Source organism: Duganella sp., from assembly GCF_039595735.1.
GTDB lineage: Bacteria > Pseudomonadota > Gammaproteobacteria > Burkholderiales > Burkholderiaceae_D > Rugamonas.
In genome coordinates, this window is record NZ_JBCNLB010000001.1 from 569,958 (window position 1) to 584,443 (window position 14,486).

General features: G+C 63.4%; 14 protein-coding genes. 10 read left to right on the plus strand and 4 right to left on the minus strand.

The genetic code is table 11. The features are described 5' to 3' along the window. Positions 1–82: 82 nt before the first annotated feature. Both ABDW57_RS02705 and ABDW57_RS02710 read right to left on the minus strand, forming a co-directional pair. Positions 83–631, minus strand: a complete 549-nt coding sequence (locus ABDW57_RS02705; RefSeq protein WP_343728665.1) for a TlpA disulfide reductase family protein — start codon at positions 629–631, stop codon at positions 83–85. Continuing rightward, on the minus strand, positions 628–1,257 hold the full coding sequence (locus ABDW57_RS02710; RefSeq protein ID WP_343728666.1) for a hypothetical protein: 630 nt from the start codon (positions 1,255–1,257) through the stop codon (positions 628–630). The genes ABDW57_RS02705 and ABDW57_RS02710 overlap by 4 nt, the downstream gene beginning before the upstream one ends. 79 nt (positions 1,258–1,336) lie before the next feature. Here ABDW57_RS02710 and mpl point away from each other — a divergent pair, with 79 nt between their 5' ends. The 8 genes from mpl to corA all read left to right on the plus strand — a co-directional run bounded on the left by mpl (position 1,337) and on the right by corA (position 9,424). Then, positions 1,337–2,704: a UDP-N-acetylmuramate:L-alanyl-gamma-D-glutamyl-meso-diaminopimelate ligase gene (gene mpl / locus ABDW57_RS02715; RefSeq protein ID WP_343728667.1), complete on the plus strand. Its 1,368-nt coding sequence runs from the start codon at positions 1,337–1,339 to the stop codon at positions 2,702–2,704. Beyond that, a complete protein-coding gene (locus ABDW57_RS02720; RefSeq protein ID WP_343728668.1) occupies positions 2,701–3,279 on the plus strand; it encodes a YqiA/YcfP family alpha/beta fold hydrolase in 579 nt (192 codons plus the stop codon). Before mpl ends, ABDW57_RS02720 begins: the two co-directional genes overlap by 4 nt. Next, positions 3,276–3,869, plus strand: coding sequence for a chorismate lyase (locus tag ABDW57_RS02725; RefSeq protein ID WP_343728669.1), 594 nt, complete (start codon positions 3,276–3,278; stop codon positions 3,867–3,869). The genes ABDW57_RS02720 and ABDW57_RS02725 overlap by 4 nt, the downstream gene beginning before the upstream one ends. Continuing rightward, entirely contained in the window at positions 3,866–5,881 is a 2,016-nt protein-coding gene (locus ABDW57_RS02730) for an RNB domain-containing ribonuclease (RefSeq protein ID WP_343728670.1), read from the plus strand. Before ABDW57_RS02725 ends, ABDW57_RS02730 begins: the two co-directional genes overlap by 4 nt. A gap of 17 nt (positions 5,882–5,898) precedes the next feature. Then, positions 5,899–6,783, plus strand: coding sequence for a TonB family protein (locus ABDW57_RS02735; RefSeq protein ID WP_343728671.1), 885 nt, complete (start codon positions 5,899–5,901; stop codon positions 6,781–6,783). A gap of 4 nt (positions 6,784–6,787) precedes the next feature. Further along, positions 6,788–7,606 (plus strand): shikimate dehydrogenase, encoded by an 819-nt coding sequence (aroE, locus tag ABDW57_RS02740; protein WP_343728672.1) that lies wholly within the window; start codon positions 6,788–6,790, stop codon positions 7,604–7,606. Next, the gene (gene mtgA / locus ABDW57_RS02745; RefSeq protein WP_343728673.1) at positions 7,603–8,307 is read left to right on the plus strand and encodes a monofunctional biosynthetic peptidoglycan transglycosylase; all 705 of its coding nucleotides are present in this window, start codon (positions 7,603–7,605) and stop codon (positions 8,305–8,307) included. Before aroE ends, mtgA begins: the two co-directional genes overlap by 4 nt. 151 nt (positions 8,308–8,458) lie before the next feature. Further along, complete coding sequence (corA, locus tag ABDW57_RS02750; RefSeq protein WP_155465910.1) at positions 8,459–9,424, plus strand: magnesium/cobalt transporter CorA; 966 nt, start codon at positions 8,459–8,461, stop codon at positions 9,422–9,424. Here corA and ABDW57_RS02755 read toward each other — a convergent pair. Beyond that, positions 9,417–9,917, minus strand: coding sequence for a hypothetical protein (locus ABDW57_RS02755; protein ID WP_343728674.1), 501 nt, complete (start codon positions 9,915–9,917; stop codon positions 9,417–9,419). The genes corA and ABDW57_RS02755 overlap by 8 nt on opposite strands. A gap of 141 nt (positions 9,918–10,058) precedes the next feature. On the opposite strand from ABDW57_RS02755, the gene ABDW57_RS02760 reads away from it, so the two are divergent. Then, positions 10,059–11,789 carry an ABC transporter permease subunit gene (locus tag ABDW57_RS02760; protein ID WP_343728675.1) on the plus strand — a complete coding sequence of 577 codons (1,731 nt, stop codon included), beginning with the start codon at positions 10,059–10,061 and terminating at the stop codon, positions 11,787–11,789. 10 nt (positions 11,790–11,799) lie between these two features. Further along, positions 11,800–13,122 (plus strand): nitrate/sulfonate/bicarbonate ABC transporter ATP-binding protein, encoded by a 1,323-nt coding sequence (locus ABDW57_RS02765; RefSeq protein ID WP_343728676.1) that lies wholly within the window; start codon positions 11,800–11,802, stop codon positions 13,120–13,122. A 66-nt stretch (positions 13,123–13,188) separates the two neighbouring features. Here the strand turns inward: ABDW57_RS02765 and hemL are convergent, their stop codons facing one another. After that, positions 13,189–14,472 carry a glutamate-1-semialdehyde 2,1-aminomutase gene (gene hemL / locus ABDW57_RS02770; RefSeq protein WP_343728677.1) on the minus strand — a complete coding sequence of 428 codons (1,284 nt, stop codon included), beginning with the start codon at positions 14,470–14,472 and terminating at the stop codon, positions 13,189–13,191. Positions 14,473–14,486: the final 14 nt, after the last annotated feature.

The window sequence follows — 14,486 nt, forward strand, 5'->3', positions numbered from 1 at the left end:
TTCTTGAGCCTTCTCCGCGAAAGATCCGCATTTTGACGCCAACTGCAGACATTTGGCAAGAGAAAAAAACTTATGAATTTCTTTAGAGAGTAGCCAAATCTTTGCGCAACTCGTCGAATTTCAGCCGGCCAAGGTAGGTCTTCTTGACCTGGCCATCGGCGCCGATCAGGACTGTGAAGGGCAGGCCGCCCTGGGCGTTGCCGAACTGGCGCGACAGCTCGGTGCCGCTCATGCCGGCCACCAGCACCGGGTAGGTAATCTTGTATTTGTCGTTAAATTCCGCGATATTTGTCGGCGAATCAATACCAATGCCGATAACTTGCAGCTTCTTGCCTTCTTCTCCGCTGGCCAGGGCCGACAGTTCCGGCATCTCCTGCACGCAGGGGCCGCACCAGGGCGCCCAGAAATTCACCAGCATGGCCTTGCCCTTGTATTGGGCCAGCGGGGTGGCGACGCCTTTGGCGTCCGGCAGCGTCTGTTTATATAGCGCGGCCACCGGCTCGGTGACGCCCGGCGGCGGCACGGCGGTCAGCGGCGGCGCCGGATTGTTCTTGTTCATGCCGACATAGGCGCCGGAAGCGGCAAAGAGCACAGCGACAATGGCGTAGGCCGCCAGGTGTTTTTTATTCATGGTGTAGGTGGATGAGTACTGTTAACTAATAGGGCGCGCACGGCGGCAATATCGGCCCGGGCCAATTTGCCGTCGCCGCGGGTTTTCACGGCGCCGCGCAAATCGTCCAGCTCATATAAAGCGGCGTGCACGCCTTCCTTGTGCCACATGAAGCTGACCGTCTCGACCATGCCATAGCGCGGCCCCTTGAAATGCGGCGTTTCCGAGATGTCGATTTGCAAATTCCGGTTGAGCAGGAAGATTTCCACTTCCTTGGCGCTGTCGGCAAACAGTTGCAGGTGGATATCGTCGTGCGGGCCGGCCGTGCCATTTAATACGGCGCCGGTTAAATAAGGCTGAAAGCGCTCCAGGCCTTCCATGATGTCCACCGCCAGCGTGCGCAGGCGAAACAGGCGGGCGGGCTGGGTGTCGGCGTGGAATAGCGACTGGTAGATGCGGACTTCCGCCTCGATCTGCGCATTGTCGGGCAGCAGGTTGAGCGGCGGCTGGGTATCCCCGAGGATTTGCCGGGCTGCCTTGCGTTTGGCCGTGTTGTAGTCGGCGCCATCCTCTGCGATCAGGCGCGCGGCGGCCGCCGCGATCTCGGCACGCAGGAGTTGGAGTTCTTCGTTCACATTGGCAGTCATGGACGAGATAATACTCTGAACCGCGAAAAGCGCGGCGGCGTCGGGTAAAATCCCGTATTCACACGTCGTCTTGATTACTATGCACATTCACATCCTCGGTATTTGCGGCACCTTCATGGGCGGCCTGGCCGTGCTGGCCAAAGAAGCGGGCCACCGCGTCACCGGCTGCGACGCCAACGTCTATCCACCGATGAGCACCCAGCTGGAAGCCCAGGGCATCGAACTGATCACCGGCTTCGGCCCGGAGCAGACCGCGCTCAATCCGGATCTGTACGTGATCGGCAACGTGGTCACGCGTGGCAATCCGCTGATCGAGGAAATCATGAACCGCGGCCTGCCGTATGTGTCCGGCCCGCAGTGGATCGGCGACCATATATTAAGAGACAAGTGGGTGCTGGCCGTGGCCGGCACGCACGGCAAGACCACCACCTCGGCCATGCTGACCTGGATCCTGGAAGACGCCGGCTACGCGCCCGGCTTCCTGATCGGCGGCGTGCCGATGAACTTCGGCGTTTCGGCGCGGATGCAGGGCGATAAGGACTCGATCTTCTTCGTGATCGAAGCGGACGAGTACGACACCGCCTTCTTCGACAAGCGCAGCAAGTTCGTGCACTACCATGCCAAGACCGCCATCCTGAACAATCTGGAATACGATCACGCCGACATCTTCCCCGATCTGGGCGCGATCGAAACTCAGTTTCACCACCTGGTACGCACCGTGCCGGGCATTGGCCGGGTCATCTATAACGGCGATGAGGCATCCCTGCAGCGCGTGCTCAAGCGCGGCTGCTGGAGCGAGAAAGAAAGCTTTGGCCGCAACGACGGCACGGATTGGGCGCTGAACGAGCACGATGACGGCACGTTCGACGTCACTTTCAACGGCGAAGTGGCTGGCCGCGTCGACTGGCAACTGACCGGCAAGCACAACCGCGCCAACGCGCTGGCCGCGATTGCCGCCGCCCGCCATGTCGGCGTGCCGGTCGCGCAGGCGGCCAGGTCGCTGGCCACGTTTGAAAGCGTGAAGCGCCGCATGGAAGTGCGCGGCGTGGTCAACAACATCACGGTGTACGACGACTTTGCCCACCATCCAACCGCCATTGAAACCACTGTTGGCGGCCTGCGCCAGAAGGTCGGCAAAGACACCCGCATCCTGGCCGTGCTGGAGCCGCGCTCCAACACCATGAAGCTGGGCGCGATGAAAGATGCGCTGCCGGGCAGCCTGCACGATGCCGACCTGGTATTCGGCTACGGCGTGGAAAAATCGCTGGGCTGGAGCGTGGGCGCGGCGCTGTCGCCGCTGGGCGATCTCGCCAGCGCCTACGAAGACATCGACGCCCTGGTGGCCGCCATCGCCAAGGCCGCGCAGCCGGGCGACCATATTATTGTGATGAGCAACGGCGGCTTTGGCGGCATCCACGACAAGATCCTGAAGGCGCTGGCGTCATGATTTTGTACCTGCACGGCTTCCGCTCCTCGCCGCAATCCATGAAAGCCCGCCTGGTCGGCGCGCGCATGGCGGCGCTGGGCCTGGCCGACCAAGTGATCTCGCCGCAGCTGCCGGCGTCGCCCAGGCTGGCGATGGAACTGGCGCAGTCCCTGATAGCAGGCATCCCGGCCGAAGAACTGAGCGTCATCGGCTCCTCGCTGGGCGGCTATTACGCCACCTGGCTGGCCGAGCGTATCGGCTGCCGCGCGGTGTTGCTGAACCCGGCCGTGGTGCCGAGCCTGGATCTGGACAAGCACGTTGGCGTGACCACGCAATACCATTCCGACCAGCCGTTTGAATTCAAGCGCGAATATATCGACGAACTGCGCGCGCTGGCAGTGCCAAAGATTAGCAAGCCGGAACGTTATTTCCTGATCGCCGCCACCGGCGACGAAGTGCTGGATTACCGCGACATGGTGGCCCACTACCAGGGCGCGCGCCAGCACATCATCGACGGCAGCGATCATGCGATCTCGGAATTCCCGCAGTATCTGGATGAGGTGCTGGGCTTTTGCGGCGTCGGGGCACGGGCTTGAGCGCGCCGCCGCGCGGCGCCTCGCTGCGGCAGGCGCAATGGCAGCCGCACGTGCTGGCGCTGAACGCGCCGGCGGGCTACGTGCCGTGGCTGACGGCAGGCGGTTCGCTGACCGCGCGCCTGAAGGCGCACAGCGACAGCTTCCGCGTGCAATGCCTGCACCAGCGCGTGGAGCGCTGCCTGAGCGACGAGGCGGTGGCCATCGGCATGCACCGGCCCGGCCGCGTGTGGGAAAGGGAAGTGCTGCTGAGGTGTGATAATACGCCTGCGGTGTTCGCGCACACGGTGGTGCCGATGTCGGCCACGGCGGCCGACTGGCCGCTGTTCAGCGCGCTGGGCGAACGCTCGCTGGGCACCACGCTGTTTGGCGATCCGCTGGTGCGGCGTGGCGTGTTGGAATTTGCAAGATTGCGGGAAGGGCATCCTCTGGCGCAGCGTGCGCGCGCCGCACTGGCGCCGGCTGCCCTCGATGCGCACATATTATATGCACGGCGCTGCCTGTATCAGCGCCGCCAAGGTACCCTGCTGGTGACGGAAGTGTTTCTGCCTTCTGTCCTGGAACTGATTAAAACGAGTAAAAACAAACGATGAATGTATTTTTTGAAGAGTCCGGCGATTTCAAGGTCGGCACCGTGATGACGCAAGCCGGCGAGGCCTATCAAGTCGAGATGGCCAGCGGCAAGCGCACCAAGGTCAAGGCCAAGGACGTGCTGCTGCAGTTCGAGAAGCCGTCGCCGGCCGAGCTGATGGAGCAGGCCAAGGCCATCTGCGCCGAGATCGACCTGGAATTCCTGTGGGAAGTCGCCGGCGAGGAGGAGTTCGGCTTTGCCGAGCTGGGTGCCGAGTATTTCGGCCACGCGCCGCAACCCGCGGAAGCGGCCGGCCTGATCCTCAGCCTGCATTCGTCGCCAATCTACTTCTATAAAAAAGGCCGTGGCCGCTACAAGGCCGCGCCGGAGCAGTCGCTGCGCGCGGCGCTGGCCGGCATCGAGAAAAAGAAACAGCAGGCGCTGGTGCAAGCCGCCTATGTGGAAGAGCTGAAGGCCAACAAGCTGCCGGCCGCCATGCAGAACATCGTCATGCAGCTGCTGTTCAAGCCGGACAAGAACGGCATCGAATACAAGGCGCTGGAAGCGGCCTGCAACGAACTGCACACCAACCCGCAGCGCCTGATGCTGGCGGTGGGCGGCGTGCCGTCGGCCAAGGCGCTGCACATGGCCAAGTTCCTGTTTGAGAACTTCCCGAAAGGTGCGGGCTTCCCGGAGGTGCCGGTGCCGGCCACGCCGTCGGGCCTGCCGCTGGCCGACGTCAAGGCGTTCTCCATCGACGACGTCACCACCACCGAGATCGACGATGCCTTCTCGGTCACCCAACTGGCGGACGGCAACGTCAGGATCGGCATTCACATTGCCGCACCGGGCCTGGGCATCAAGCCGGACGACGCGGTCGACAAGATGGCGCGCACTCGCATGTCCACCGTCTACATGCCAGGCGATAAGATCACCATGCTGCCGGACGCCATTGTTGACGCCTTCACCCTGGCCGAGGGCAAGACCTGCCCGGCGCTGTCGCTGTACGCCACCCTGAACCCGACCGACTGGTCGGTGCTGTCCACCGAAACCCGGGCCGAGATGGTGCCGATCGCGCACAATCTGCGTCACAACGATCTGGACGATCTGGTCAACGAGGAAACCCTGGCCAGCGGCGCCGGCGACTATCCGCACAAGGACGACCTGTGCCTGATCTGGAAATGGGCGCAGGTGCTGGAGGCGGCGCGCATGGTCAAGCGCGAGGGCTTTGGCCTCAAGCCGGAGCAGAACAACCGCGTCGACTACAACTTCTACGTGGAAGACGATGTGGTCACCGTCACCCGCCGCAAGCGCGGCGCGCCGCTGGACAAGATCGTGGCCGAGCTGATGATCTTCGCCAACAGCACCTGGGGCAAGCTGATGCATGACAGCGGCGTGCCCGGCATCTACCGCAGCCAGGGCCGCGGCGTCGGCGGCTGGAACGCCAAGATGCAAGTGCGCATGCTGACCCACGCCGCGCCGCACGAAGGCCTGGGCGTGGACCAGTACGCCTGGAGCACCTCGCCGCTGCGCCGCTATACCGACCTGGTCAACCAGTGGCAGATTCTGGCCTGCGCCAACAAGGGCGTGATGGCGCCGCTGGTCGCGCACTTCAAGCACAAGGATGCCGAGCTGTTCGCGATTGTGTCGCAGTTTGACGCCGCCTATGGCGCTTATGCCGATCACCAGGCCAATATGGAACGCTACTGGTGCCTGCGCTGGCTGGGCCAGGAAAACGCGCGCCAGGTGGAAGCCGTGGTGCTCAAGGACGAGGTGCTGCGCCTGACCGATATTCCGCTGATCATCCGCCTGCCGGGCATGCCGTCGGTGGCGCGCGGCGCGCAGGTCAAGCTGGACATCCTGCGCTGGGATGAAGTCGATCTGACGGTGGAAGCGCGCATCCTGGAAATCCCGACCGACGTGGTTGCCACCGATGTCGACTTCGAGGACGACGTCGACGATGCGCCGGAAGAAGCGGTCGATGCACCGGAAGTGGTGGTGGAGGCCGCCGCCGAGCAACCAGCGGCGGAATGACGTGTAGAATCTGACTCATGTCTTTCAGAGAAAATCGCTTGCTCTACACCGCCCTCGCCATCTCGCTGATGGCGCATGGTGCTTTGCTGGCGATGCGCTTTGTGGCGCCCACGCCGGCGCCGGTGCAGGCCACCGATCCGGGGCTGGAAGTCATTCTCGTCAACGCCAAGCACAACAAGGCGCCGCTGAAGGCCGACGCCGTGGCCCAGGCCAATCTCGACGGCGGCGGCACGGTGGACCAGGGGCGCTCCAGGTCGCCGATGCCGGACATGCGCAAGACCGAGATGGGCGACAGCGTCAAAGCCAACAAGCGCCGCATCGCGGAACTGGAAGAGCGCCAGAAAAACCTACTGACGCAGGTGCATTCGTCGTCCGACGTGGCGGCGCCGCCGATCACGGAAAAGGCCAAACCCGATCCGACGCCGACCGGTGCCGACCTGCTGGAATCGAGCAAGGCCATCGCCCGACGGGTGGCGGAAATCAGCGAAACCATCGAGGACCAGAACAAGCGTCCGAAGAAAACCATGATCACGCCCAGCACGCGCGAGGCGGGTTATGCGACCTACTACAAAACCATGCAGAAGCGCATCGAGGATTTCGGCACGCTGAACTTCCCGAACGTGAACGGGCGCAAGCTGTATGGCCAGCTGATGCTGTCCATCCCGGTGTTCCAGGACGGCACCATCTACGAAAAAGAAGGCGGCATCAAGGTCGAACGCAGCTCCGGCAACCCGGCGCTGGACGAGGCGGCGATGCGCATCGTGCGGCGCTCGGCGCCGTTCGGCAAATTCCCGCCGAACATGCTGTCGAGCGACAAGGATGATTTGTGGGTGATCATCACCACCTTCAAATTCACGCGAGAAGACAAACTGCAAGCCGATATGAGCGGCGGAGGAAGATAACCAGATGGACCGCTACTGCGTGTTCGGCAACCCGATTGCCCATAGCAAATCCCCTGAAATCCACGCCGCCTTTGCGGCGCAAACGGGGCAAGACCTGCAATACGAGCGCCGGCTGGCACCGCTGGACGGGTTTGCCGATGCCGTGCGCGCCTTCATGGCCGAGGGCGGCAAGGGCGCCAACGTCACGGTGCCGTTCAAGCTGGAGGCGGTCAAGCTGGCGCAGGCGCTGACCATCCGCGCGCGCGCGGCCGGCGCGGTCAACACGCTGGTGTTCAGCGACGAGGGCATCATAGGCGACAACACCGACGGCGCGGGTTTGGTGGCAGACATCGTCAACAATGCCGGCGTGCCGATTACCGGCAAGCGCGTGTTGCTGCTGGGCGCCGGCGGCGCGGTGCGCGGCGTGGTACTGCCGATCCTGGAACATCGTCCGGCCAGGCTGGTGATTGCCAACCGCACCGTTGCCAAGGCGGAGGAACTGGTTGATCAGTTTGCCGCGCTGGGCGGCGCGGGCGTGGTGTCGGCGTGCGGCTTTGCCGATATCGCAGGCGCCTACGACATCATCATCAACGGCACGGCGGCCAGCCTGAGCGCGGAAGTGCCGCCGGTGCCGCCATCGATCTTCGCGCCGGGATGTTTGGCGTTGGACATGATGTACGGAGCCTCCCCCACGGTATTCTTGCAGTTCGCCGCCCGGCACGGCGCACAGTTGCGCGACGGCCTGGGCATGCTGGTCGAACAGGCGGCGGAAGCCTTCCAGCTGTGGCGCGGCGTGCAGCCGGCCACCGGCGACGTGCTGCACACCCTGCGCGCCAAGCTATGAGCAAATCCGCTGGAAAATGGCGCTGGGTGAAGTGGATCTTCATCGTCCCGGTCCTGCTGTTCCTGGCGGTGCAGCTGTACTTTTTCCTGCAGATCTGGTGGTGGGTGGACCACAACCCCTCCATGACCAGCTTCATGCGCCAGCAGCAATCGGCGCTGCGCGAGAAAAATCCCAAGGCCAATATCCAGCAAATGTGGGTGCCGTACAACCGCATCTCGAATAACCTGAAGCGCGCCATCATCGCCTCCGAGGACGCCAACTTCTCCGAGCACGAGGGCGTGGACTGGGACGCCCTGCAAAAAGCCTACGAGAAGAACAACAAGAAGAAAAAAGTGGTGTCGGGCGGTTCGACCATCACCCAGCAGCTGGCCAAGAATTTGTTCCTGTCCGGCTCGCGCAGCTATCTGCGCAAGGGGCAGGAGCTGATCATCACCTACATGCTGGAAACCCTGATGGACAAGGAGCGCATCTTTGAAATCTACCTGAACGTGGTGGAATTCGGCACCGGCACCTTTGGGGCGGAGGCGGCGGCGCGCCATTATTACGGCGTCAGCGCGGCCAGCCTGAGCGCGCTGCAGGCGGCGAAATTGGCGGTGATGCTGCCGAATCCCCGTTATTTCGACAAACATCGCGACTCCAACTACCTGGCTCGCCGCACCGGCGTGATTTTGCGCCGCATGGGCTCCGCCGAGCTACCGTAACTCCGGGGTCAGGTCCGCCATTTCTACACGACCTCAGCTGTAGCGGGACGCTACAGCTGAGGTCGTGTAGAAATGGCGGACCTGACCCCGGACTGGCCTCAACTGGGCTTTGCGGGTACACTTGCGCTGTTTCCAGAAGGCGCGTGACTCCATGATTAATGTTTTCGTTCTCCAGAATGGCCGGCTCAACCAGGTTCCTATCGACACGCGCGAAGATCTGGAGAAGGTGGAGCCGGTCTGGGTCGACCTGACCGACCCGACGGATGCGGAACGCGCCTGGGTACGCACCATCTACGGCGTGATCCTGCCCGGCGAGGACGAAGTCAAGGACATCGAAGCCTCGGCCCGTTACTACGAGGCGGAAAACGGCGACCTGCACCTGCGCACCGACTTCCTGCTGGAAGAAGAGGACGGCCCGTCGCGCATCGTCACCGTGGCCTTCATCCTGGCGCGCAAGATCCTGTTCTCGGTCCACACCGACGACCTGCCGGTATTCCGCCTGGTGCGCATGCGCGCCCGTTCGCGCCCCGGCTCGATTGCCGACTACATGGACGTGCTGCTGGACCTGTACGCCACCGACGCCGAATACTCGGCCGACGCGCTGGAAGGCATCTACCAGAATCTGGAAGAAGTCAGCGGCCGCGTGCTGCAGAAAGAATTCACCGACCAGGACGCCGCCGCCGCCCTGAACGCCATCGCCCACGAGGAAGACTTGAACGGCCGCATCCGCCGCAACATGATGGATACCCGCCGCGCAGTCAGCTTCCTGATGCGCGGCCGCTTATTGAATTCGGAACAGTTCGAGGAAGCGCGCCAGATCCTGCGCGACATCGAATCGCTGGACGGCCACACGTCCTTCCTGTTCGATAAGATCAACTTCCTGATGGACGCCACGGTCGGTTTCATCAACATTAACCAGAACAAGATCATCAAGATCTTCTCCGTGGCCAGCGTGGCCTTCCTGCCGCCGACGCTGATCGCGTCCATCTACGGCATGAACTTCAAATGGCTGCCGGAACTGGAGTGGGACATGGGCTATCCCTTCGCCATCGGCCTGATGCTGGCCAGCGCGATCGCGCCGTTCCTGTACTTCCGCCACCGCGGCTGGCTCAAATAACCGGGCTGAAGTCCAGCGACAGCGTGCTGTAGTAAGGCGCGCTGCTCCATTGCTGATTCAGGGCCAGGGCGCGGTCGTACAGCGCGGTCTTGAGATCGAGCGCCAGCGCGGCGAAATCGAAAGGCGGCTTGTTGCGGGCGCTGCAGGCCGCAGCGGCGCCGGCCAGGAAGGCTTCCTGGTCAAAGGCGCCGGACCAGAGCTGCGCCTGCAAGCCCTCGACGATGGCTTCCGCCTGCACCGCTTCCGTCTCGACGTTGGGATTGCTCTTGTCGTGCACTTCTTCCATCACGAACTGCGCATCGGCGCCGCGCGCCAGCAGGCTGAGGAAGCCGTGCCGCAAGGGCAGGGCCGATTCCACCACGTAGTGCACCAGGTCGTGCGGCAGGATGCCCTGGCGCGGCATCAGCGCATCGGTGCAGCTGCCGTTGTTGCGCACAAAGCGCAGCACATCGTACTTGTCGGTCTTCGACCGTTTTTCCGCAATCAGTTTCATAACTGGCAATTATATATTAAGTAACTTTCACGACCGTAATAAAATCGGGGGAGTGAATCTATTAGAATGGCGGCCAGCGGTAACGCTCCCTCCCTTCGCTCCCCGCGGCCATCTCCTTGCCGCGCCAGAGAAAGTAATAAGATGAACAAGAAACGGCAATTTTTCCCCCGCCAGGTGGTGGAGGCCGGCGGCAATCGCTGGGACTGGGCCCTGCTGCCCATCGTGCTGGCGGTTTTCGTGTTGATGGCCTATGGCAGCCAGCAGATGGCGCGTCCGTATGAACTCGGCCAGACCTTGCCGATGACGCTGGACCCGACCTATCTGCCCTACTATCTGCTGCGCACCACGCTGCGCATGTTCATTGCCATGGGCGCCTCGGTCATCTTCAGCTGCGTGTTTGCGGCGCTGACCACCAAGTACCGCATCGCCGAAAAAGTGATGGTGCCGATGCTCGACATCCTGCAGTCGATCCCTATCCTCGGTTTCCTGTCGATTACCGTGACGGCGTTTATCGCGCTCTTCCCCGGCAACCTGCTGGGCGTGGAATGCGCGGCCATCTTCGCGATCTTTACCTCGCAGGCGTGGAATATGGCGTTCTCGGCCTACCAGGGCTTCCGCTCGGTGCCGGCGGAATTGTCGGAGGCGGCGCAGGTGTTCCAGCTGTCGGGCTGGCAGCGCTTCTGGCGGCTGGAGCTGCCGTTCGCCATGCCCGGACTGCTGTGGAATATGATGATGTCCATGTCCGGCGGCTGGTTCTTCGTGGTGGCGTCGGAGGCCATCATGGTGTCCAACCAGACCATCAAGCTGCCCGGCATGGGTTCCTATATCGCGCTGGCGATCGAGCAGAGTAATCTGCAAGCCATCGGCTGGGCCATCTTTGCCATGTTGATCGCGGTGCTGCTGTATGACCAGCTGTTCTTCCGCCCCTTGCTGGCCTGGGCCGACAAATTCCGCTTCGAGGAAACCGGCGGCGATAGCGCGCAGTCCTCCTGGCTGCTGACCTGGCTGCGCCGCACCGAACGCACGCAGCAGATCGTGGCCTGGTTCGCGCAGCAGCTGGAGCGCTCGATCGCCGTGTTCCGCCTGTCGCACGACGGCACCTCGATCCGTGCCCGCAAGGACCGGCCGTCACTGGTGCCGCAGCGCGTGTGGGATGCGGTGGTTGCCGCCGTGGTGTTTTACGCGCTCTGGAGCCTGGTGCACTTCATCCGCACCGAAGTCGGTTGGAGCGAGGTAGGGCATGTGGTGCTGCTGGGCGTCTACACCATGCTGCGCGTGGTGGTGCTGCTGGCGCTGGCGGCCTTGATCTGGGTGCCGGTCGGGATCTGGATCGGCATGAATCCGCGCTGGGCTTCGCGCACGCAGGCGGTGGCGCAGTTCTTGGCGGCCTTCCCGGCCAACCTGGTGTTCCCGGTGGCGGTGATCATCATCGTACGCTACCACCTGAATCCGGACATCTGGCTGTCGCCGCTGATGATCCTGGGGACGCAGTGGTACTTGCTGTTTAACGTGATCGCCGGCGCCTCGACCATCCCGACCGAGTTGCGTCACGCGGCCAGGAACTTCGGCCTGACCGGCTGGCTGAAATGGCGGCGCTACCTGCTGCCGGCCATCTTCCCCAGCTTCGTGACGGGCGCGATCACCGCCTCGGGCGGCTCGTGGAATGCCGCCATCGTGGCGGAATTCGTCAGTTGGGGGCCGACCACGCTGAAGGCGCACGGCATCGGCAGCTATATCCAGGAGATGACCGTGGCCGGCGACTTCCCGCGCATCGCGCTGGGCATCGGCATCATGTGCATTTTCGTGATGGGCTTTAACCACTTCGTCTGGCGCCGTTTGTACACCATGGCCGAAAGCCGGCTGCATTTCTAGGAACAGAATCATGAGCACTCCTATCGTTGAACTGAAAGCCGTCGGCAAACACTTCCGCGCAGCCGATGGCTCCGCGCGCGCGGTGCTGGAAGGCGTGGACTTCACCCTGCGCGAAGGCGAGATCGTGGCGTTGCTGGGCCAATCCGGCTCCGGCAAATCGACCATGCTGCGCATCATGGCAGGCCTGATCCAGGCCGATGAAGGGCAGGTGCTGTATCGCGGCATGCCGTTGTACGGCACGGCGCGCGGCATCCGCATGGTGTTTCAGTCGTTCGCGTTGTTCCCGTGGCTGACGGTGCAGAAGAATGTTGAACTGGGGCTGGAAGCGCAGGGCATGGCGCCGGAAGAACGCGCGCGCCGCGCGGAGAAGGTGATCGACCTGATCGGCCTGTCCGGTTTTGAAGGCGCGCTGCCGCGCGAGCTGTCGGGCGGCATGCGCCAGCGCGTCGGCATCGCCCGCGCGCTGGTGATGGAGCCGGAAGTGCTGCTGATGGACGAAGCCTTTTCCGCGCTGGACGTGCTGACCGGCGAGCGCCTGCGCGAAGAGATCCTGGAGCTGTGGCAGTCCGGCCAGATCCCGACCAAGGCGATCCTGGTGGTGTCGCACAACATCGAGGAAGCGGTGATGATGGCCGACCGGGTGCTGATCTTCGCCAGCGATCCGGGCCGCGTGCGCGCCGAGCTGCCGATATCGCTGCAGCAGCCGCGCAAGGCGGAAAGCGCCGAAGTGCGCCAACTGATCGACAAGGTATATGAATTGATGACCGCCAGCTCCGGGCGCCGTGGCGCTGGCGGCGGCTTGATCAGCGAGCGCGAAGTCAAGCTGCAGCTGGGCGATCGTCTGCCGCAGGCCGACATCGCGCACATGGAGGGTATTCTGGAGCTGCTGGCCGAGGAGCCGTTCCACGGCCGCGCCGACCTGCCGAAGATCGCGGAAGAGACGGAACTGACCGACGCCGAGCTGCTGGAGGTGCTGAACGCCCTGATCCTGCTGGGCTTTGCCTACCTGACCAACGGCGACATCCTGCTGACGGAACTGGGCGGGCGCTATGTGAAGGCGGACAACGCCGAGCGGCAGGTCATGTTCGGCAAGCAGCTGCTGGAGCATGTGCCGCTGATCGCCTACATCTGTCACGGTCTGGAACAGGACAAGTCCGGCGACCTGCCGGAAGACCTGTTCCTCAAACTGCTGCGCTTCACGCTCAGCGCAGAAGAAGCCGAGCGCGCACTGCGCGTGGCCATCGAGTGGGGCCGCTACGGCGACCTGTTCGAATACAACTTCAACACCGGCGTGATCCAGCGCTCCGAGGAGGACGAACAGGAGCCCGACTAGCCGTCATTCCGGCGCAAGCCGGAATCCATGCTGAGCATGTGTTCCAAGAGCTCCGGCCTTCGCCGGTCAGAGTCTGGCGAACACGCGGCGGGCGGCCGCGATGGTGTCGTCGATGACGTCGTCGCTGTGCCGGGCCGAGACGAAGCCCGCCTCGAACGCCGCCGGCGCAAAGTACACGCCTTCGTCCAGCATGTGGTGGAAGAACACGTTGAAGCGCTCGCGGTTCCCGGCCATCATTTCAGCGTAGTTGTTCGGCGGCGTCTCACTGAAGTACAGACCGAACATGCCGCCCACCGAATCGGCGCAGAACGGAATGCCGGCGTCTTTCGCCGCCGCAGTCAGGCCATCGGCCAGGCGCTTGGCCGATGCGGCCAGCTTGTCATAGAAGCCCGGCTGCTGGATCAGCTTCAACGTGGTCATGCCCGCCGCCACCGCCACCGGATTGCCCGACAGCGTACCGGCCTGGTACACCGCGCCCACCGGCGACATCTTGCTCATCAACTCAGTGCTGCCGCCGAACGCCGCCACCGGCAGGCCGCCGCCTATCACCTTGCCCAGCGCGGTCAGGTCCGGCTTGATGCCGTACAGTTCCTGTGCGCCGCCCATCGCCACGCGGAAGCCGCACATCACTTCGTCGAAGATCAGCAATGCGCCGTGCCGGGTGCACAGGTCGCGCAGCGCTTGCAGGAATGCGCGCGTGCCCTTGATCAGGTTCATATTGCCGGCCACCGGCTCCACGATCACGCAGGCGATCTCGCTGCCGAAGTTGGCAAAGGCCTCTTCGATCTGCGCCACATTGTTATAGTCCAGCACCAGCGTGTGCTTGACGAAGTCCTCCGGCACGCCGGCCGACGTCGGATTGCCGAAGGTGAGCAGGCCGCTGCCCGCTTTTACCAGCAGCGAATCGGCGTGGCCGTGGTAGCAGCCTTCGAACTTGACGATCTTGTCGCGGCCCGTGGCGCCGCGCGCCAGGCGCAGGGCGCTCATGGTCGCTTCCGTGCCCGACGACACCAGGCGCACCTGCTCCAGCGACGGCACCAGCTTGACGATTTCTTCCGCCATCTCGATTTCCGCTTCGGTCGGCGCGCCGAACGACAGGCCGCGCGTGGCCGCGTCCTGCACCGCTTTCACCACTTCCGGATGCGCGTGGCCGACGATCGCCGGCCCCCAGGAGCCGATGTAATCGATGTAACGCTTGCCGTCCGCATCCCAGAAGTACGGGCCTTCGGCGCGGGTGATGAAACGCGGCGTGCCGCCCACCGAACGGAAGGCGCGCACCGGAGAATTGACGCCGCCCGGCGTGGTTTTCTGGGCGCGTGCAAACAGCTGGTCGTTCTTGGAAGTAGTCATGATGGCATCTTCAA

Bases quoted from the DNA above. Each gene is read 5' to 3' on its own strand.
- ABDW57_RS02705 (WP_343728665.1), bottom strand. From the start codon at position 631: ATGAATAAAAAACACCTGGCGGCCTACGCCATTGTCGCTGTGCTCTTT.
- ABDW57_RS02710 (WP_343728666.1), bottom strand. From the start codon at position 1,257: ATGACTGCCAATGTGAACGAAGAACTCCAACTCCTGCGTGCCGAGATC.
- mpl (WP_343728667.1), top strand. From the start codon at position 1,337: ATGCACATTCACATCCTCGGTATTTGCGGCACCTTCATGGGCGGCCTG.
- ABDW57_RS02720 (WP_343728668.1), top strand. From the start codon at position 2,701: ATGATTTTGTACCTGCACGGCTTCCGCTCCTCGCCGCAATCCATGAAA.
- ABDW57_RS02730 (WP_343728670.1), top strand. From the start codon at position 3,866: ATGAATGTATTTTTTGAAGAGTCCGGCGATTTCAAGGTCGGCACCGTG.
- ABDW57_RS02735 (WP_343728671.1), top strand. From the start codon at position 5,899: ATGTCTTTCAGAGAAAATCGCTTGCTCTACACCGCCCTCGCCATCTCG.
- aroE (WP_343728672.1), top strand. From the start codon at position 6,788: ATGGACCGCTACTGCGTGTTCGGCAACCCGATTGCCCATAGCAAATCC.
- mtgA (WP_343728673.1), top strand. From the start codon at position 7,603: ATGAGCAAATCCGCTGGAAAATGGCGCTGGGTGAAGTGGATCTTCATC.
- corA (WP_155465910.1), top strand. From the start codon at position 8,459: ATGATTAATGTTTTCGTTCTCCAGAATGGCCGGCTCAACCAGGTTCCT.
- ABDW57_RS02755 (WP_343728674.1), bottom strand. From the start codon at position 9,917: ATGAAACTGATTGCGGAAAAACGGTCGAAGACCGACAAGTACGATGTG.
- ABDW57_RS02760 (WP_343728675.1), top strand. From the start codon at position 10,059: ATGAACAAGAAACGGCAATTTTTCCCCCGCCAGGTGGTGGAGGCCGGC.
- ABDW57_RS02765 (WP_343728676.1), top strand. From the start codon at position 11,800: ATGAGCACTCCTATCGTTGAACTGAAAGCCGTCGGCAAACACTTCCGC.
- hemL (WP_343728677.1), bottom strand. From the start codon at position 14,472: ATGACTACTTCCAAGAACGACCAGCTGTTTGCACGCGCCCAGAAAACC.